The organism is Sinorhizobium sp. BJ1, from assembly GCF_002531555.1.
Classification (GTDB): Bacteria; Pseudomonadota; Alphaproteobacteria; order Rhizobiales; family Rhizobiaceae; genus Sinorhizobium; species Sinorhizobium fredii_B.
Genome location: NZ_NWTH01000020.1, coordinates 93,506 through 111,842 on the forward strand (window position 1 = coordinate 93,506; position 18,337 = coordinate 111,842).

At 57.5% G+C, this 18,337-nt stretch carries 14 protein-coding genes and 1 pseudogene; 5 read left to right on the plus strand and 10 right to left on the minus strand.

The features are described from left to right. Window positions 1-169 precede the first annotated feature (169 nt). From CO676_RS22780 to CO676_RS22800, 5 genes are read left to right on the plus strand one after another with little or no spacing between them, the layout of a single operon-like run. A complete protein-coding gene (locus CO676_RS22780) occupies window positions 170-1,462 on the plus strand; it encodes a metallophosphoesterase (protein WP_097522734.1) in 1,293 nt (430 codons plus the stop codon). 28 nt (window positions 1,463-1,490) lie between these two features. After that, on the plus strand, window positions 1,491-2,558 hold the full coding sequence (locus CO676_RS22785; RefSeq protein WP_144340182.1) for a GTPase-associated system all-helical protein GASH: 1,068 nt from the start codon (window positions 1,491-1,493) through the stop codon (window positions 2,556-2,558). Window positions 2,559-2,566: 8 nt separating this feature from the next. Next, entirely contained in the window at window positions 2,567-3,529 is a 963-nt protein-coding gene (locus CO676_RS22790; protein ID WP_097522736.1) for a hypothetical protein, read from the plus strand. Further along, window positions 3,529-4,371: a hypothetical protein gene (locus CO676_RS22795; protein WP_097522737.1), complete on the plus strand. Its 843-nt coding sequence runs from the start codon at window positions 3,529-3,531 to the stop codon at window positions 4,369-4,371. Before CO676_RS22790 ends, CO676_RS22795 begins: the two co-directional genes overlap by 1 nt. Before the next feature lies 1 nt (window position 4,372). Next, window positions 4,373-6,397: a hypothetical protein gene (locus CO676_RS22800; protein WP_097522738.1), complete on the plus strand. Its 2,025-nt coding sequence runs from the start codon at window positions 4,373-4,375 to the stop codon at window positions 6,395-6,397. Window positions 6,398-6,675: 278 nt separating this feature from the next. Here CO676_RS22800 and CO676_RS22805 read toward each other — a convergent pair whose 3' ends face one another. The 10 genes and pseudogenes from CO676_RS22805 to hchA form a co-directional block, all read right to left on the minus strand. Beyond that, window positions 6,676-7,680, minus strand: coding sequence for a helix-turn-helix transcriptional regulator (locus tag CO676_RS22805; protein ID WP_097522739.1), 1,005 nt, complete (start codon window positions 7,678-7,680; stop codon window positions 6,676-6,678). Window positions 7,681-7,802: 122 nt separating this feature from the next. After that, window positions 7,803-10,061, minus strand: a pseudogene (locus CO676_RS35390) (hypothetical protein). Window positions 10,062-10,731: 670 nt separating this feature from the next. Then, a complete protein-coding gene (locus tag CO676_RS22835; protein WP_179875597.1) occupies window positions 10,732-11,553 on the minus strand; it encodes a DUF3800 domain-containing protein in 822 nt (273 codons plus the stop codon). Window positions 11,554-11,714: 161 nt separating this feature from the next. Beyond that, complete coding sequence (locus CO676_RS22840) at window positions 11,715-12,284, minus strand: hypothetical protein (RefSeq protein WP_097522743.1); 570 nt, start codon at window positions 12,282-12,284, stop codon at window positions 11,715-11,717. A 637-nt stretch (window positions 12,285-12,921) separates the two neighbouring features. Further along, the gene (locus tag CO676_RS22850) at window positions 12,922-13,338 is read right to left on the minus strand and encodes a nuclear transport factor 2 family protein (protein WP_097522745.1); all 417 of its coding nucleotides are present in this window, start codon (window positions 13,336-13,338) and stop codon (window positions 12,922-12,924) included. Window positions 13,339-13,377: 39 nt separating this feature from the next. After that, window positions 13,378-14,382, minus strand: coding sequence for an NAD(P)H-quinone oxidoreductase (locus tag CO676_RS22855; protein WP_097522746.1), 1,005 nt, complete (start codon window positions 14,380-14,382; stop codon window positions 13,378-13,380). Window positions 14,383-14,535: 153 nt separating this feature from the next. After that, entirely contained in the window at window positions 14,536-15,471 is a 936-nt protein-coding gene (gene hemB / locus CO676_RS22860) for a porphobilinogen synthase (RefSeq protein ID WP_097522747.1), read from the minus strand. 244 nt (window positions 15,472-15,715) lie between these two features. Continuing rightward, a complete protein-coding gene (locus tag CO676_RS22865; RefSeq protein ID WP_097522748.1) occupies window positions 15,716-16,489 on the minus strand; it encodes an SDR family oxidoreductase in 774 nt (257 codons plus the stop codon). A gap of 37 nt (window positions 16,490-16,526) precedes the next feature. After that, on the minus strand, window positions 16,527-17,231 hold the full coding sequence (locus CO676_RS22870) for a PA1136 family autoinducer-binding transcriptional regulator (RefSeq protein WP_097522749.1): 705 nt from the start codon (window positions 17,229-17,231) through the stop codon (window positions 16,527-16,529). A gap of 94 nt (window positions 17,232-17,325) precedes the next feature. Further along, window positions 17,326-18,204, minus strand: coding sequence for a glyoxalase III HchA (gene hchA / locus CO676_RS22875; protein ID WP_037435016.1), 879 nt, complete (start codon window positions 18,202-18,204; stop codon window positions 17,326-17,328). Window positions 18,205-18,337: the final 133 nt, after the last annotated feature.

Sequence of the window (18,337 nt, forward strand, 5' to 3'; positions counted from 1 at the left end):
CAAGCTGGCTAGTCCAGCTTACAATCATCAGGCGAGTTGGCTCTTGAATTTCCGTCTACGGGAAAGGATAGTCTTTTTGACTACAACTGAGTCTTGGTCGAGCTACTGCAGATCTGAGCCTCAGGTGTGGCTAGCCTCTTCGCAATCCACTGCTCCAAAGTCCACTCAGATGCTCCTTCTCCACCTGTCAGACATTCATTTTCGCCGCGGTGAAGTGGGAACGGCCATGGATCCCAATGCGCATCTCAGGAACGAATTGCTACGAGATGCTGCCGTGCAATGCCAGCGCATCGGTCAAGTTCCTGCTGCCGTCCTGGTCTCTGGCGACGTGGCTTTTGCTGGAGACAAGGCGGAATATGACTATGCGCTCCGATGGCTGGAAGACCTTTGCACACGCTGCGGAACTGCGCTGCCGGCGGTTTTTGTCATTCCGGGCAACCATGACGTTGTTCGCAACATTGCCTCGCGCCACCTTGTTCAAACAATCCACCGCGATATCAAAGCTACAGATCAGCTTTTCCTGGAGGGCGCGCTTCGAAGTGCTTTGACCGACGTCGACAGTGGGACCTTGCTTTACGAAGCTTTGGGCCCGTACAACGACTTTGCCGGTCAGTTCTTCTGTGATCTCAAACCGCCGGAACGCACCATCGCAAAGCGCGACCTCTTGTTGAATGACGGTTCAATTCTGCGAATGTCGGGTTTCAACTCCGCGTTCCTTTCAAGTGCGCTGGACCGTCCCGGCGATCTTTTTGTCGATCCCGCGTGCTTCCAGTTGACGCGGGAAGATAACGTCCAGCACCTTGTCATGTGCCACCACCCGTTTAGCTGGTTGCGTCAGGGAAATGCTCTGGAGGACTATCTGAACGACATCGCTTGTCTGCAACTATTCGGCCACGAGCATACGAACCGAATTCATGTGGGGCGGGACAATATACGGGTGGCTGCGAGTGCCGCCCACCCGGATCGAACCGAAAACGGATGGGAACCGGGCTACAACCTTATTCAATTAAACGTTGATGGAGTAGGTGATCAGCGCAAGCTTGATGTCGAAATTCATGTGCGTGTTTGGCAGTCGCGACCCGGGGAATTTCGTGCCAAGACAGATCGACAGCGTGAGTCATTTCGGCAATCCATCGAATTGCCATCATGGATTGCCCCCGAGCCGGATGTACCGCCATCGCATCAGACTTCCGGGGGCCATGCTATAGAAGGTGATGCCCAGGGCGTCTCCGACCCAGCGAGGACTGATCCGATGGAATCATTGCGCGAGATCAGCATTCGTTTTTTCAAGCTGACGCTGAGCCAAAAATCAGCGATTGCGGGTAAGTTGAACCTCCTCGAAGAGGAAGATGCGAACCAACCAGATTTCGAGCGGTTCCGACGCGTTTTTATGCGCGCGAAGGAGCGGGGACTGATCGAACAACTCGACGACGAAGTGAAAAAGGCAGGGCGTGGTCGCTGACTAGGCGGCCCATGGGGAGCGAGCAAAGGTGGCTGAGTTTAATTTTGCCGATAATTACCGAATGGCGGGCCTGAATCCGGGCCCCGATATCCTGAGGCTTCGACAGGAGCCATTTGACAAATTGCGCAGTGAGATGTCGGCGGAACAGGCAGTTAATCTTGCGCGCCTCTATTTCGGCCTCCCATTGCGAGGAGGCACGGACTGGTTCAGAAACGCCTTCGGAACGACCGATCCATCGTTCTCCTTGCATGAGAACGAACGGGAAGCTGCTGTTCTGGCAGGGGGGCTTCTTAGCGCCGGGATTGACGATGGCTTAGCCTATTGTGCCCTAGTGGTGCTGACGACCAGCGCAGCTGGGCACCGAAAAGCAACTGTGCTTCCCTATCTCGTTGGCGAGGCAAGCCGTGCTCTCACTGACAAGGCAATTCGAGCGCGTCAACGCGCAGCAAGCAATCCCGCTCAAATCAGGCTGCCAACAAAAGGCAAGATCGCGTCCGAAGCCCAAGCTCTTGCCCAGAACGGCCAATGGGAGGACCTCGTGAAGAAAATAACCGAGGAGGCGCACGAGGCTGTAAAGAACCTCGCGAACCAGGCTGCTGGGGTCACCCGCCCGCTTGCGGAAGACGTCGCGGATCTCAAAGAAGAGGTCGAAATGTTATGGTGGCATATTGGCGGATGGAGCCGCATTCTCGAGTGCCCGTTCTCCGAACTCGACCTGCCCATTGCTGCTGTCCTGGCCGGCATCGATCTGGCAAACCTCAGCCGTACGTCCATAGGACCTGCTGCGGCCCCTGCGATACTGCAGAGGACCATCGCACAAGGCCGCAAGGCCAAGCCAAGCAAGGTTGCTGTCAAGGACGTCGTCGAGGGGATGCCCGAGAAGGCGTTTGAGGGTATTGCCAACGAACAACTGCCAGGGAAATCCGACATTTGCCCTGTCCTCGGAGCGTTCGCGAGCGCCAATGCTATCGGGAAGGGCTTAGCTTGGCAGGCGTCCTACACAAAAGCGGCTGGCTTCGATCCCCAATTGGCAATGTCACCATTCGACCTCGCGCTCCAAGCGTATCGTGAATCCCAGTTGTTGTCTGCGTTTTGAGCATTGCGATGGCCGAACAGAAACACCAACCGGACCAATCTGACGAGGACCTCGAGCTCTACCAGGATGAGGAAGGTGGCGATGATACGGGCGGATCGCAAAACGAGGATACCCGTGTACAGTTGGCGTCCGGAGAGGCGTTGAGCCCTGCAGAAGTTGATCGCTTTCTGCGATGGAAGCCGGCAACGTTCGTAGCCATTGTCGGCGACAAAGATAGCGGGAAGAGCACCATCATGTGCGCGATTTATGACAGGCTCCTTCGCGGTCCTTTCTCGGGACTGGGGTTCGCGAGAAGCCGGACGTTGGTCGCACTCGAACGACGTGCGCATTATTCCCGCGTGGAATCCGGCCGTGCAACACCAGACACGCCCAGGACGTCGATACTGGAAGACCTCCATTACTTTCACCTGGGGCTTGTTGGGGACGACGGGCCGCCGACGGACGTGTTGATTTCCGATCGAGCAGGTGAGGTTTATCGCGATGCGAGAAGCGATACGCGACTGGTCGAAACGCTCTCGGAACTGTACCAGGCCGACCGTCTCGTTGTCCTGATCGATGGCCGCCGGGCAAATGATCCAATGGAACGCGCCAATGCACTTCACGTCACGCGCCAATCGCTGAGAGCATTCCTCGACGGAGGCGCTTTGGGTCGAGACTCGGTGGTTCAGGTCGTCACAACAAAAATGGATCTCATCATGGGGTCCGCTGAAGAGGAGGCCACAACGAGGGCCATTGCTGAGTTCGAAGAGCGCTTACTCCGCGACTTCGGACCGCGTCTGGCGGAGTTGACATTTTGGAGAATCGCCGCCAGGGACCCCAGCGGAACTTTCCAACCAGCTCATGGGATCGGCGAATTGCTTACGGACTGGGTCAGACCAAAGACCGACCAAGTGGCCGAGCCTGCCCCGAAGTTCCTGCTCACAAGCGAATTTGATAGGCTCCTTGTGCGGACGCACTACGGAGAGAATTGATGGAGACACTCTACCACTCTATCCTGGGTCTGCCGCGCTCCGGCAAAACGACCTTCCTTGCTGCATTTTGGCACCTTATTGATGCCGGCGAGGTCGAAACAAAACTCACTCTCGACCGTCTCGTCGGTGACAATCGATACCTCAACGAAATAGTGGAAGCGTGGAGGCGGTGCGAAGAGGTTCCGCGCACACCAGTAGCGGCAGAAACCCAGGTGGCCATCCATGTGCATGAGCCTGCCACTGCACGAAAGGCAGTATTGGAGTTTCCGGATCTGTCAGGGGAGTCCTTTGAAGAACAGTTTGCAGGCCGGTCATGTACCCCCGGCTATCTCAACGGTCTTTCTCGCAACGGCGGCATTTTGCTTTTCATCAACGCCGACCGGGCGCAGGACGGGATAACCCATCTCGATCTCGCTCCCGTTATCTTGGGAGACTCCAATCCGGAAAATCCGGAGGACGAGCGAGAGTGGTCGCCAAGTCTCGTGCCTGAGCAGGTTAGGCTCGTCGACTTACTACAGTTCATCCAGCGCGCGCCGTTTGAAATACGCCGTCGACGGCTGGCGATCGGCGTGTCAGCGTGGGATGTGGTAAGCGATCCCGAGTTGACGCCAAGTGATTGGCTCGCGCGCGAGCTTCCATTTCTGAACCAATTTCTGAAAGCGAACCGCGAGAGTTTCGATGTAAGGGTGTATGGGATCTCCGCGCAGGGCGGCGCCGTCACAGGTGACAGCCGCGAAAGATTGGCTCGAGAAACGCCAAGTCGCAGGATCCGTTGTATGGGTCCTGATGCCGACCTTCATGACCTCACAGCTCCAGTCGTATGGCTGAGTGGAGGTGATTGACGTGGCTCTCGCGAGCAACGAAACAATTCGTATCGAGCAGTGCCTCTTCGGCTACGACGAGGGGCATCGCCTACTTGCGTCGTCGTCCAAGATATCGGACGAGGCAACTTCCTTGTTGCTTCCTTTGACCGATCTGGTTCCCGGGCTGTCCTCAGGGAAATTCGAAAGTTATTGGACCGGCCTGCCCATTGCCTCATTGAAATCATATGCGCTCATGCATACGTGGCCGGCGCCGGAAATGTCGAGGCCGGGATGCGTGTGGACCCATGTCCTATTGGTTGGACTCGCGGACATCGGCCGTCTGAGTAACCTTGGGGTTCTGCGACATCTTTTTCAAAAGCCGCTTAATTCCGGGGATTTCGGCAGTTACCGCGAGCAACTCACCGCACCGGTCAGTCCCCTCACTGGCATTTTCTATGGCGCGTCTCCTTCGTCCACTGACGAGATATTGACTTTACTACGCGCCGTTTATCAATCCAGAGCTCGTGGGGTCGTAGCCGGGAACCCCAAGCAGGTCGACAATGCGGTTTTCTCGGTGTGGTCTCAACAATGGCCCCGACTCCGGCGAAGCTTTTCGTTCCGGACTTCCGGGGGGGGGACCGACAGCCTGGGCGCGCGCCCACGCTTTGATCTTCAGGTTGTTCGCGAGACGCCGGGACACGAAAACAGACCTGCGGACCTCATTCACTTGGATTCTTGGGAGGAAGTTGCCCTGGCCGACATCACGGCTGGCCCTACGCTCTTCCGAGAATTTCTTTGGCGATACGGAGCGGATCAGCATCGGGGAAGGGAGCGCTTCCGCTTTCTTGCCCAGCTATACGACAAGACCCGCGTGCCTGTGCTGACCGGTTCCACGCTGGCCAAAACCCTGGACGAAGTCGTGGCCGTCCTTCCGGACGAGAACGATGGGAAGCTTCTCAAGGAAGACCTCGTCTCGATTGATCGAGAGGATGAGAGCTTGCTTCCAACAATCGATCCGCTCGGCCTCCTCGAATATCTTGCCGACGGGGTATCAGTCGGCCTACCAGCACCGGGACCTTCGGTCTATCAGGCTGTGCATGACCTATGGTCGAGCGACGCCGCCCGGATCCTATCAATTTCGGAAAAGGCGATTGAGAGGGGATCAGCGGTCTGTGACGAAATGTTGAACCGTATTGCGGCTGTAGTTCCGTCTGCATCGCTTCTCCAGACCGTCCGCGATCATCCTGTTCTTCGCGAGCGTTTGGTCAAAGAAAATCCAGAATTGCTGGATGCTCAGGAGCTTGCCGAAATTCCTCAGCCCGATCTCAACCTCCTGCTGGCACATATCGATACTGCCGACCTAGCCGCTAGAGCGATCGTTCGCTTGATTTCGGTTCACGACAAAAGCGCTGCGGACCTGCTGACGCAGCAGTTCCCGGACATCGCCGAAACTGTTGTTTACAATCACTTCGCGGGAAGTCTAAGGCAGAACGGTGCGATTGTTTCACAAGTTTGGCTTGATGCGGTACGAGCTCACAACCCGCAATCTCTCGCGAATCGACTTGTCGCCCAGGCGACGTCGACTACTGATCTAGCAGCGTGTGCACTGCTTCTCACCCTTGACGTCAATCGGGGTCTTCATTTGACCCCGCGTCAGTGGGCGGAGAAGCTTGTCGCCGTTAGCGACGATGTGCGAGGACAAGATAGATTGAGGCTTCTCTCGTATTTGCTGTCGTTGGCACTTGCTCGACCGGTTAGGGGCTGCGAGCCTCTGTTCGAAAGAGCCTTCGAAGCCGTTCACTATGAAATCTTGAACTCTCGTTTGCCCAGGGACGCGTTCGAGCCATTAGCGCGTTTGTTGCCAAACCTCTATTGGTGGCAGCAGTGGGATACTTGCCTGCGGCTTCGCCTTGCAACGGTAAGTGCTTATGTAGAGCAGCACCTCGATGAAAAGAGTTTTGTCCGGCTCGCATCCGACGAAAAGCTGCGTTGGGATCTCGTTGAGTTGGCTGCCGACACAAAAGACGGTCGAAAGTTTCTCAAGAGACTAGACAAGTTAGCGTAAACTGAAGTTTTTGTTACTCATACATCGTTGGGCCTAAATTGGATCTGTCGGTCCGACGTCCGATTCGGATCATTGAATGTCGGCTTCCTGCCCCCAAGGCCTCACGCCTGATTTTGAAATCAACGACTTTGTTCAATTGATGAGGTTTTCGCAAACGCGTTGCAGCGCACTCCATCACGGGCGCCACGAACCTGTACCCTCAGGAGCAATCCGACACCAACAGGGAGCGTCGCAGGGCGCTTGAGTCCACTTGTCATGCCTCGGCATCTTTTTCCCGTCTACCTACGCTTTGTCTTTGCCGACGGCTGATCGTCGCCATCATCGATCAATTCCGCATGAGCTTGGATGCTGCCGTCTTCCCACTTATGCGTGGGAATCGAGATGTAATCCACTGCCTTGGGGTTGATGAATATTGTCCGGTGATAACCCTCGGCCGGTATTCGGATGATCTCATTCTCATAAGCGTCAGGCCATTCTATAAGACCCCAAAAAGCTTCATAGATTGCATCGCTTTCCGCTTGAACGTTCCGCCGTTGTCCCATTGAAAGTTGATAGGTCACGTCTTTTGCGAGGCGAAAGATTCGCTCCAGCTTTGCTCGTTCCTTAGCCTTTTCGCCCTGTACCTCTTCAGCTTTGACAACGCCATCATTGACGAGCCTCCTGAACTCTTCGTCGGAGGTCGGGCTCAAAATCTCCTGAATACGCTGTAGATGGTTCCCATCGAAGTCTTCCATATCAACAGTATCGGTTGCAATCGCTTCAATGATTTCCCAATCTCGGGAATCGGGCAAGTGCAGCGGTGAATCTTGCCTATAGGTTTCACCCTTCGGACCAAAATAGTCGTAGGCTTCACTGGAGAAATATACATCAGATATTGCGTCCGAACGAATCGCGACAGTTTGGTTAGACAGGCTCTTCACTATTAGAAACTGGTTGTCGCCCTGAAGGTCAGCATAGAGCGTACCATGAGCATCTTCGGAGATAGACAGCAAAATAGGCTCGCCGCCTCCGGAGAAGTGAATGGCCACTTCGCCGTAATATTGTTCTTGCTCCGGCGCATCAGGATCATAGAAGGCTGCTTTGATCGGGGGGTGAGTACCTAAGATTGCCTCAGGCGTTGTCTTGAGCTCGTCCGCCAGTTTGTTGAGCTTTCCCTTTGGAATTGCCAACTGGCCAACCTCCCAGCGATGGTAGGTCGGCTGGGTTACACCCACAGCTGCGGCGAGCTTTGACTGCGTCAGACCTGCTTCGACGCGACACTTTTTGAGCTTATTTTTTGCCATGCTCGCCTAGCCTCCAAAATTATGCGCATAATATACGCATAATTGTCATTGGGGTGCAAGTGCATGCCTTCAGAAATGGAGGTCACTTGAACTCTCATACAGAAAGAGGAGTGTGACGGAGCCTATGCTGCTTCCCAGACCTGATTCAGGATTTTGGCGGCAAGCGCAGCCTTATCCTGTAGGAAGCGGCCATAGTGACTGGCGACCATGGCGGCGGTGTCCTGGATGGCGTAGCTCGCCTGCTCGTAGGACCCCGTCCGCTTGAGGATATGGGTGGCGAGCACATCACGGACATTATGCGGCCCATGCGGCAGCAGCCCCTTGATCGCGCCGCGGCCGGTATAAGGGTTGTAGATGCCATAGCGTTGGATCGTAAGGCGCCAGGCTTCATAGAAGGTCGTCTGGTTATAGGCAGCGTCCCTGCTGTTGGCCTTCACCGTCTTCACAAACAGAGTGCCGGGGTCGTCGGCGCCGGCCATCAGCACCCCGCGATGCCGCTCGATGTAGGCGTTGAGGTATTTGTAGAGATCGAGAAGGTCCGGCAGAATCAGCCGGAAGGGTTTTGAGCCGAAGAAGGATGAATTGGCGTTCTTGAAGGCGTTCGCCGGGACCAGCACCTCCCAGCCGCGGTCGCGATCGCTCCAGCGGAGTTCGCCGCGTTTCATGTCCTCGAGCCGGCGCTCCGACGTCGGGAAATGCCCGCGCGGGCAGACAAGCAATTGCCGCAGGTTCTTTTGGCGAAGACCAAGATGCAGGCCGAGCCGCAACATCAGGAACGACCGGACCGCCTCGGCGGCGGCCCGTGGATAGCGATCCTCATCCGGCGTGCGCTTGAGGATCTCGTCCGTGATCTTGCGATATTCCGCGAGCGGGCTGTCCGCTTCGAGCACGCACATGATCGGTTCGAACGGATCCCGGTGAACCCGCATCACCCGCTGAATTTCCTTCGAGCGATGCGAAGCGTGTTTGAAGCAGGTTTCGCAGGCAGCGTGCCAATCCCGTTCGGCCGCCGCGATTTCCGCCGCGGAGATCAGCCCAGGTATCGGCGTCACGTTTCGGGCGAGCTCCGGGTGTTGCCAAAGCCAGCCCGTTTCGGCGCGCACCAGGTTGAGAAGAACGCTCAGCATGTCCTCTTCCCAGGTGGTGTAGAAGCCGCGTCTCGCGCCACTGCAGATACCAGTCCCAGACACCGGGAAAAACTAGGAGACCGAAGGTCAGCTGGCTGAGCGGAACGCCAAAGCCTTTGACCGGTCCCTTCGGCGATGCAGCCAAGGCGCCGAACATCAGCCCGAGATGTTCGATCTTCTGCGACGCCGTTTCCTCTCCCCAGACGCCGTTTCGCTGGAACCCGAGTGCGGTCAGCGTCGCCGTCTCGAAACGGATGAGATTGGCCATTTCCATGGCGAGGCGGGGAGGGGCGTCGACCACGCCTGAAAGAAGATCGGGATCCTCGATTGCCGTGCGATCCTCGTCCTCCCAATCTAAGTTATCCGCCGACGCTCGTGATGAAGGAGTACCGCCGTACGAAATCGCCGGAAAGCGTATGGCGTAGCGCTGTCTGGTCGCCATTGCCTGGAAGCGACGGTAGTCGGCCGAACCGGAAATGATCACCCGGCGAACCCATTCCAGGATTTCCTCGCGCTTAGCAAAGGACAGGCTGTTGAAGTTGTCCGGCAGGTGCCAAGCGAGCCGGCGTCGCTCCGCAGCACCGATATCGCTGAGAGAGGATCTCGAAGCTCACGATCGACCGCGGCACTTTGGTGCCTTTCGTCCAGCTTAGGAGCGTCTTGTGATCGAAGGCATCTTCTTCGCGCACAATGGCGCGATGCAGATGCCAATAACTGTCGCCGTGCCGGCGCATGTGATAGATCAGCGCCTGCTGAAATCCTTCAGGCTCCTCGGTCCAGTCGAACAGCGGGGTCGGGAATTCCTCGATGGGCCTTGGTTGAACGCCCGGTTTCGCTCGTGACTGCGCTCGTTCGATGGGGGCCGTGGCTACCGAGGAACTCGGCCGAGCTGCCATTGCTTTGGCCGGACCGGCAGCAGGCTTAATTTTTCTTCTGGGCTGCTCGACGGCCGGGCGGTCATCTTCCGCCGGTCGCTCCTTGTCCAACCATCGGATGATGGCTTCAAGGCCGGAGCGAAGGTTCTTCTTCAGCTCCGCCGTCATCTCGTCTTCGATGCTTAAGGCGCCGGCGACGGCCTGCCAATCGATGCGCCCGTTCCGCATGGGTGGCGCCTTTCGGTAGATGACCAAGCTGATGAGATAAGGCCTGATGTTCTCTAGCGCCCGCTTCGAGGCGACCGGAGCGATACGGACGTTTGCAGAATTCGGAGATCTTGCGCTGAAAGTGAAGGGACGAGGCAGACTGATTTCTCATTGCGATAAGCAGTTCACATGATCCTTGGCCGGTTGGTGCCGGGCGAGGCCTGCTAATGCGATGTGATTAATAAAAGCTGAATCCGCACCCATGTGCGGTAACTCGGGTGGTGGCTTAAAGGCTCGTTCGCTGTCGGGCCCATTGCGGAAATTTGCAATTCAACGACGGCTTCGCGCCCCATTTTCCCCGTTCCCGCCGTATCCGAAAGTACGTAGAAGCTGACATGAAATCGGCCTAGGGATGCAGCTATAAGTTAGCTGGCGCGTCATCCGTAGTTGGCTTGTGATCATATAGGATACTTCTCGTCAGAGACACGAGAGAATGCCCGCAAACCATCAACATCGCAGCCTGCTGTGCAGGATCGTCGGGATCGAGCTCTCATCGACGAAGGCGGCAGCCGCGCGGACGGTGACCGTGGACGTCATCGCGCGGTGGGACGTCGACAACAACAGCGGCTTGGGGATAGGTAACCAGGGAACGAGCGATGCCAGTTCGTACATGATTTCGACGAATGTTGCGTTAGTACCGCCGCCAGGTTAATTCGGTTTAACGAAAAATTCCTTGCAACAAATCATGGGGTACGATAGTTATTCGGTCGGGCCTGGCCCACGAGATCGCCTTTGCGGTCGCCCAAAAGCCTCGATGGAAACGTCGGAGGCTTTTTGAGTTTTTAGGCCTTCCGTTCGACATTCTCAAAGCAGCTATATTTGGATCCGAGCATCGGCCGCTCGTCTTCCTTGATATGGCAGTCAATCAGCTTTCCGTCTTCGGTCAGGCGCTGGTAAGGACGATTGCTGGCGTGATAGCCACCCATGCAGATCGGCCATAGATACAGATCCGCCAGTTGCGCCATCGGCGAAGTCTTCTGCTTGGTCTTGAACTCGTAGAGCGTCTGGGTCAACTGCTCGGGGGTCAAGGGGCCGTACTTATCGGAATTTCCCTTAGCGAACGGCATTCCCTCCGCCTTTAGAGCCTTGTAGTAGCCCTCTAGGTTCGCATCTTCAGCCTTGTTGCAGCGCTCAGGATGCACGCGCAGCTTCATGCCTTTCGCGATAGCGTATTTCGCGGCGCGTTCGACGACGATAGTGAATGCGGTTTTGCAGAGCATCCAAGGATTCTGCTTGTACTGCTCGAGGTATCGTCCACAGTATCCGGGACGGTCGACAGTGCACGCGATACCGACCACGGGCGCCTCTCGCATCAGAATGTAAAGTTCCTCGTAGAATGCTCCCAGCTTGTCCTTCTCCCAGCCCCGCAGGAAATCGAAGTTCTCGTTCTGCGATCTGATTTCCGACGAGTGCAAGGGCGCCGTGATTTCCCATTTCTCACAGAACTTTGCGTGAAGGTCTCGGACGTTGTCCTCTTCGTCACTTCGAACCAGGATTCCACCGAGTGCGAACCAGTCGTACCCGTGCGCCGCTTTCTTCCCGACTTTGTGGGTGGGATGTCTAGTTCCGGAATCGTCGAGGTAGAGGTTCAAGGTGACAGGCAAGGCAATCTCTCGTGGCAGTCGATCGGATTCGTTCTACTCGACTACTGATACCCGCGAATACATAATTTTTGCTCACCATTTCATCATCCACCTTGATGTCGCTCAGACCTGGTCAAGCTCGCGGCAGTCGGTGAGGGAATGTCGCACGGAGTTGGCGGCAGTCAGGCGGCTGGTTCAGTCCTAACGACGGCGGTCGGAAGAAGGTCAAGCACAGCAGCCAGATCTTCGTTCAGCACCAAGAAGGGCATCCTGTCGGTCTTGTAGTAGTGCGCGAGGTGGTACCTGTGATTGCCGCCCTGGATACCGATCTGATCGCCAACGCGGTTGATCAGCGGAGGAGTCACAGGCAGCCCCTTAAACCAGCGAAAAGCGGTTCGCTCACTCCCACGCCTATACTGTCTGTGCCATGGATCCTTGTTACGGCTAGAGTGGTACGTCAGCTTTCCATGGACATCGGCCACGTCGGCTTCGATCAATGCGAACTGGTCTCCCGGATGCAAATCAGGGTCGTTGCCATCGTAGGCTAGATAGAAATGTGCGGGATCCAGATCCCACTGCGCCGTCAGATCAGCCGGAGGCGCAACGCGACCCTTGCTCCACTTGACCCGCTCGGTGATTTCAATTGCTCGAGACATCTCGAATTCCTCGTCCAACTTGCCGTCGATCACATCCATAGCGACGATGGCGACCAGTCCTCGTCGGATCAACCTGTTCATTTCGTCTACTGACATCGCTCTCTCGTACCTACAACCGCTTCACTGGCGCACACCATCGCCTCGGCTTTGGCACTGTCTCTTGGTTGTAGCAAACAGTCCGCAACCGGCCCAGTAACGGAAATGATTTCCGGTTATGTCTCGACGTTGGTCATGGAGACCGTCACCGCGCCTGGCGGAAGGTGAAACTGCCCTGCCAGCGGCGTTACGTCATCTATGCGCCCAAGTCGGACACTGAGCAGAGCACGGTGGCATCCCAGAAGCGGACATGCACACATGCCGCCGAGCTGCAGGTTTGCACCACTTCCAGACCTTACCCTCTGAAGCTGCGATCGACGCGTTTCGACCCCTTGCGGCCGTAGGGACAAGGACCGGGAATGGCTCGATTGAGCCCATCTCGGTCTTTTGACTACGGATCGATCACTCCCGCGCGCGGCAGCCGTGTAGGCGGCCCCGGTCCAACTCCCAGAAGTGTCGCGTCCAAGAATGTGGCTCCCGGCAGGACCACCAGCTTGATTGTGTTCAGCGCCGCCTCGAAACGATCCATGCTGCGCGGGCTGACAGGTGCACTGACATCGCATGAATGCGACAGCGGCCGAAAGCGGGAGACGGCGTCGGTGAGCAAGGCGTCGCCTGCTCCAAGGAAACATCCTGTTTAAAGATGGCTTCGTCCCAGTTGCGAATACCAGCCAGCATTGTCCCAATATGCCACCATTTGCTTGATCCGGTTCTGCTCATCACCATGCACGATGAACACATGCGGAAGGACGTAGTGTAGCCCCTTGTTCTTGATACCGAAGGCGTCCTTCGACTGGGTCCTGCTTATCGTCACTTCAACCGTCACGGATTTTCCATCGGCGCTGCCATAGGTAGCCGTCACCTCGTTGGTCAGATCGGGAAATACATCGATCAGGGCGCTCCATATACCTCGCCCTGCCTCCGACGCGCGTCCCCGCAAGTCGGCGGGGTAATAGTTGATGGTGCCATCGTCGGTGAATAGCGAAACCATCGCATCGACGTCCCGGTTGCTATAGTGCGTGAAGAACTGCTCAGCAGTGTCAATCAAGGACATTCAAACCTCCCTTTCCTGAGAGAAACAGCAATAGGCTGGTCATTCGTCATCAACCCGGAGAACGATTTTCCCGACATGATCCCCGCTTTCCATCATGGCATGAGCCAACGACGCGTCGGCCAGCGGGAAAACATGGTGGATGATCGGTCGGCACTTGCCCGCTTCCAAAAGCGGCCAGACCTGCGCGCGAAGCTCGGCGGCAATCTGCGCCTTTTCCGGCGCGGTGCGCGCACGCATGGTGGAGCCGGTGATCGTTGCGCGCTTCAAGGCCATGGCCTGGAGATCAACGCCGTCCGCGACGGTTCCTCCAAGGAAGCCGATCACCACCAGCCGTCCGTCGCGCGCCAGGGCTGTCAGGTTCCCCTTAACGTAGGAGCCCCCCATGATATCGAGAATGATGTCGACACCGCGCCCGCCTGTCTGTGCGAGCACTTCGGCCGCAAAATCGCTGCTGCGATAGTTGATCGGCTTGCCGCCGAGGGCCGCAATAGCCTCGCATTTCTGTTCGGATCCGGCGGTTGCAAAGGCCTCGATACCGAGTTCCTTGCACAATATAAGTGCGGTGGTGCCAATGCCGCTCGTCCCACCGTGAATCAGGACCGCGTCACTGCGTTTGGCTCCCGCCATTTGAAACAGGTTAGCCCACACTGTAAAAAAGGTTTCGGGTATAGCGGCAGCCTCGACAGCCGTCATCCCGACCGGGACTGGCAAGGCTTGCGTCGCCGGCACCAGGCAGTACTCGGCGTAGCCACCCCCGTTGGTCAGGCCGCACACTTCGTCGCCTATCCGGTAATCGGTGACATCGTCGCCGACAGCGACCACGGTTCCGGCAACCTCAAGACCGGGGATCGGATTGACGCCAGGCGGCATCGGGTAGTGCCCCTGACGTTGAATGACGTCCGGTCGGTTGACACCCGCAGCCTCGACCTTGACCAGTATCTCTCCGGCCTTCGGCTGTGGCACAGACGATTTCCGCAGCTTGAGCACTTCTGGACCGCCAGGAGCGGCGATCTCTATCTCATTCATGAACTTGGGTAGAACCATTGTTTCTCTCGGACTTTCTATTGTTGGAACTGAGTTTTATCACCACACGGTTCCAGGATTGACTTGCGGCTGCTTGCAGGAACCGACTGGTTCGCACGTGCCAACCGGCCCAATCTTCTTCCATGCATTGAAGCGCGAGTACGCAGATGACCACTACTCATCAAACGCTCCTCGAACGAACTCGCGGGCAAAATAGCTGATGACCAGATCCGCACCGGCACGCTTGAATGCAGCGAGTGTTTCGCGGACCGCATCCTTTTCGTCGATGGCCCCGGCCGCAGCGGCGAACTTGATCATCGCGTACTCGCCGCTTGCCTGGTAGGCGGCGATCGGTAGGTTCGTTTTTTCACGCAGGCGCGCCAGGATGTCGAGATAGGGCATGCCCGGCTTGACCATCAGTATGTCTGCGCCTTCGGCTTCGTCGAGAGGGGATTCGCGAATGCCTTCCCGACCATTCGGCGGATCGATCTGATAACCTCTGCGATCGCCCCGGACGCTGCTTTGCGCGGCGATCCGGAAAGGACCGTAGAAGCTGGAGGCGAACTTGGTCGAATAGGCCATGATCGGCATACCGGAGAAACCCGCCGCGTCCAGCGACTGACGCAAGTATCCTACCTGCCCGTCCATCATCGACGACGGCGCTACAATATCGGCGCCCGCCCGCGCGGCGGCGATGACCTGTTTGGCCAGGTTTTCAAGCGTCAGATCGTTATCGACGTGGCCGTTTACCACCACGCCGCAATGGCCGTGCGTCGTATATTCGCATACGCAGTTGTCGCAGATCACCACCATATTCGGCGCTGCCTGCTTTGCGGTTCTGATCATCCGCGCAAGCAATCCGTTTTCATCCCAGGAATCGCACCCCTCCTCAGTTTTGTGATGCGAAACACCGAAGAGAATAATGGCTTTGACGCCTTCGCGATAAAGAGCGGCCACCTCTTCAGCAAGCTGCCGTTCCGGTACACGAAAGATGCCCGGCATTGAAGCGATGGGCAGCTTCTCCGCAATATCCTCCTCCACGAAGAGCGGATAAACGAGATCGTCGGCGGTTACATGTGTTTCTGCAAATATGGAATCGCAGCATGCCATCCTTGCGTAAGCGTCTTGGCCGAACGGATGGAAATTTCGAAGTGCACATACTGAGACTTGTTCTATCGGTTGGGAGTAGATCGGATCGCCGGGACGGTTGCGGCTTCCCACCGCTTGGGATTTGTCACCGCTTGTCGAAACGACAATGGGTCAGGCATTGCCTACATCGTGAGCGGCTTCCTGAAGTGCATATTCGATGCCTTGCAATGCATCGTTTTATCTGGTCACAATGTCGCGAAGCCCGCTAAACTTGCCGGTTCCAGATTTCAGCCTGCTCCTTGCGGACCATCTCCTCGGCGCTGACGGGTCGGACCGTGCGGTAAAGCGGCTTGTCAGCTTCGATCACCTCGATGATGGCTTCTATCATCTCGGCGGGATCATGCTGGTGGGTGAGTTCGCGCACAGGCCAGTGATCGACGACACGCTCGCCCTGGTTCCACCACTGGTCCATGCTCTCCATGCCGGTGTCGTTGAACCCGGTGCGGAAGGCACCAGGATTCACCGTTGTGACTTCAACGCCATAGGGCTTCAGCTCCTCGTGCATGGCAGAGCAGATGCCCTCGACCGCGTGTTTGGAGGCGGCGTAGGCGCCATCGAACGGAACCTTGACCAAACCTGCCACGGACGACGTCCAAACGATCCGACCGGAGCCACGCTTCACCATGGCGCGAGCGAAACCCTGCGCGAGTTCTAGCGCCGCGAAGACGTTGGTCTCGAAGACTGAGCGGAACACGGACATCGGGATTTCCACCATCGGCCCCGATTCCATAATGCCCGCATTGTTGAACAAGACATCGATCTCCAGCCCGAGTGCGCTGGTGCGGTCGATCTCGTTCAGCACGTCGAGCTTGATGACCTGCATTTCGACGTCTTCCACCTTCGCCGCATTGCGCAATTCCCAGACCTGCGGCCAGATCTGGCAGCCCGCGATCACCTTGTGGCCGCGCGCCGCGAGGCCACGCGCGACACCGCGGCCGAAGCCGGTTGCGGCGCCCGTTATAAGGATGGTCTTGCCCATTTCGTCACTCCTGCACAACAAAACGCCGCGCCTTGCGTCAGCCCTCGATCTCGCCGGCCTGGATGGCGACTTTGACGGCCTGTGCCGTCGTCGCCACCGCCAGGCGAAGCCGTATGCGGCGCAGATGGTTCTCCACAGTCCGCTCGGACAGGCCGAGCGTCGCCGCTATGTCGGCTTGACGACGGCCGGCGGCGATCCAGCGCAACACTTCCTTCTCACGTGCAGAGAGGTTCACCGTTCCCTTCTGCTCGCGTGCTTCGATCAGGCGGCGGGCCGAACGGAACGCTGCCGCGCCGACGATCGTCAGCATGAGACGGGTTCGCACCGCTCCATCGATGTGCGTCCCGCCGAAACTCATCGCGCCTTCGAGACCAGCGCGGCCAAAGATGGGAACCTGCAAACCATGGATCCCGGCGCCTCTGGGGCCCTTGACCACGCGATACTTCTCGCCGCGCGCCGAGACGGTCTTGGTCCAGAAGAACGGTTCGTCCGTCTCGAGCACATGACGCGTCACCGGGCAGCGGCGGACATAGGTTTGGGCATCGACGGTCTCGCCGTCACCGAACCAGTCGCCCTCCACCCAATAGATTTTCTCGACCAGTTCATCTCGCGCCGGGGAGGCGGAGAACAAGACGAAGCGGTCATAGCCGAGCGGTTGCGAGACGGCTCGCACGGCTTGCTGGATCGACGGGAGGTCGTCGCTGGTCTCAATGGCGATGACAGTGTCGACGATCGGATCCATACCTTCCGTCCATCAATCGGAGCGGCAAATCTCTGCGAGGCAGGATGCAGGACGGATGTTGGGAAACCCATGACACCCGTCCCGCTTCTGTCATTCAAGCGGAAGCGACTTCCTGAAGGAGAGCCTTGGCCGCAAGCTTGCCCAGCGCATTGCCCGCGAGCGGACTGTCGCCGGTCAGCATCTTCCGATCTTGGTGGGTCATGCCGGAGATATCGGTGTTGACGATCTCAAAGCCGAGCGCCTTCAGCTTCTCGCCGAAGGCCCAGGTCAGATGACCGGGCATGTAGCCCATATCGGGCGTCTTTGCGTCGATACTGTCTGGAAAGGCGCAGATCTTGTAGCCGTTGTAGATGTAGCTGTCCTTCGTTTTTCCGATGCCTGCGGCGAGGAAGGCTGCCGGCCCGTGGCACAGCGAGATCATGAACTTGTCCTTGGCTGCGGCCCATTCGAGGACCGCCTTCACCTCTTCGCTCTCGGGCAAGCCGATCAGGGCGCCATGGCCGCCAGGGATGAAGACGGCGATGTAGTCGGAGTCGTCACCGAGGTTCTTCTTGATCACATCAGCGAGCTTCAGCGGCTTCTTGAACTGGTCGCGATACTTCGCGAACAGGCCCTTCACCTCTGCATCCTCGGACGGCATCGCCCAGAGTTCGAACTTGACGGGGTTGCCGGACACCGTCGCGACGTCGAACGAAAAGCCGGCTTTGTCGAGATGGTACATCGGCAGTAGCGTTTCCACGGGATGGTTCCCCGTCGAGAACATCGTGCCGTTGTCGGTCAGCAGATAGCGCTCGTCGGCACCAATCATCAGAATCTTCCAGCGCCTTCCCGTGTAAGGATTGGGATAGTCCGCGCCGCTGAGGTCGGACTTCGGCGAGGTGAACTGACTGAGCGAATAGGGAGAGGGAAAGAACGCATTGTCCTCGGCACGATCCGGGGTCGGGCGCTTGTCTTCGGATTGCTCGGTCGCCATTGTTTTCTCCATCGTTGGTGTTGACATGCCGATGACCATAGGCGTCGACAGGCGCGCTGTGAATGAGGGATTTCCCTCAACGTCTCGCGACCGTCTCAAGGAACGCGACCAGTAGCCTGAATTCTTGCTGACC

What these genes read in the sequence shown, in the direction of transcription:
- CO676_RS22780 (WP_097522734.1), top strand. Translation starts at nt 170, where the DNA reads ATGCTCCTTCTCCACCTGTCAGACATTCATTTTCGCCGCGGTGAAGTG.
- CO676_RS22790 (WP_097522736.1), top strand. Translation starts at nt 2,567, where the DNA reads ATGGCCGAACAGAAACACCAACCGGACCAATCTGACGAGGACCTCGAG.
- CO676_RS22795 (WP_097522737.1), top strand. Translation starts at nt 3,529, where the DNA reads ATGGAGACACTCTACCACTCTATCCTGGGTCTGCCGCGCTCCGGCAAA.
- CO676_RS22805 (WP_097522739.1), bottom strand. Translation starts at nt 7,680, where the DNA reads ATGGCAAAAAATAAGCTCAAAAAGTGTCGCGTCGAAGCAGGTCTGACG.
- CO676_RS22840 (WP_097522743.1), bottom strand. Translation starts at nt 12,284, where the DNA reads ATGTCAGTAGACGAAATGAACAGGTTGATCCGACGAGGACTGGTCGCC.
- CO676_RS22850 (WP_097522745.1), bottom strand. Translation starts at nt 13,338, where the DNA reads ATGTCCTTGATTGACACTGCTGAGCAGTTCTTCACGCACTATAGCAAC.
- CO676_RS22855 (WP_097522746.1), bottom strand. Translation starts at nt 14,382, where the DNA reads ATGGTTCTACCCAAGTTCATGAATGAGATAGAGATCGCCGCTCCTGGC.
- hemB (WP_097522747.1), bottom strand. Translation starts at nt 15,471, where the DNA reads ATGGCATGCTGCGATTCCATATTTGCAGAAACACATGTAACCGCCGAC.
- CO676_RS22865 (WP_097522748.1), bottom strand. Translation starts at nt 16,489, where the DNA reads ATGGGCAAGACCATCCTTATAACGGGCGCCGCAACCGGCTTCGGCCGC.
- CO676_RS22870 (WP_097522749.1), bottom strand. Translation starts at nt 17,231, where the DNA reads ATGGATCCGATCGTCGACACTGTCATCGCCATTGAGACCAGCGACGAC.
- hchA (WP_037435016.1), bottom strand. Translation starts at nt 18,204, where the DNA reads ATGGCGACCGAGCAATCCGAAGACAAGCGCCCGACCCCGGATCGTGCC.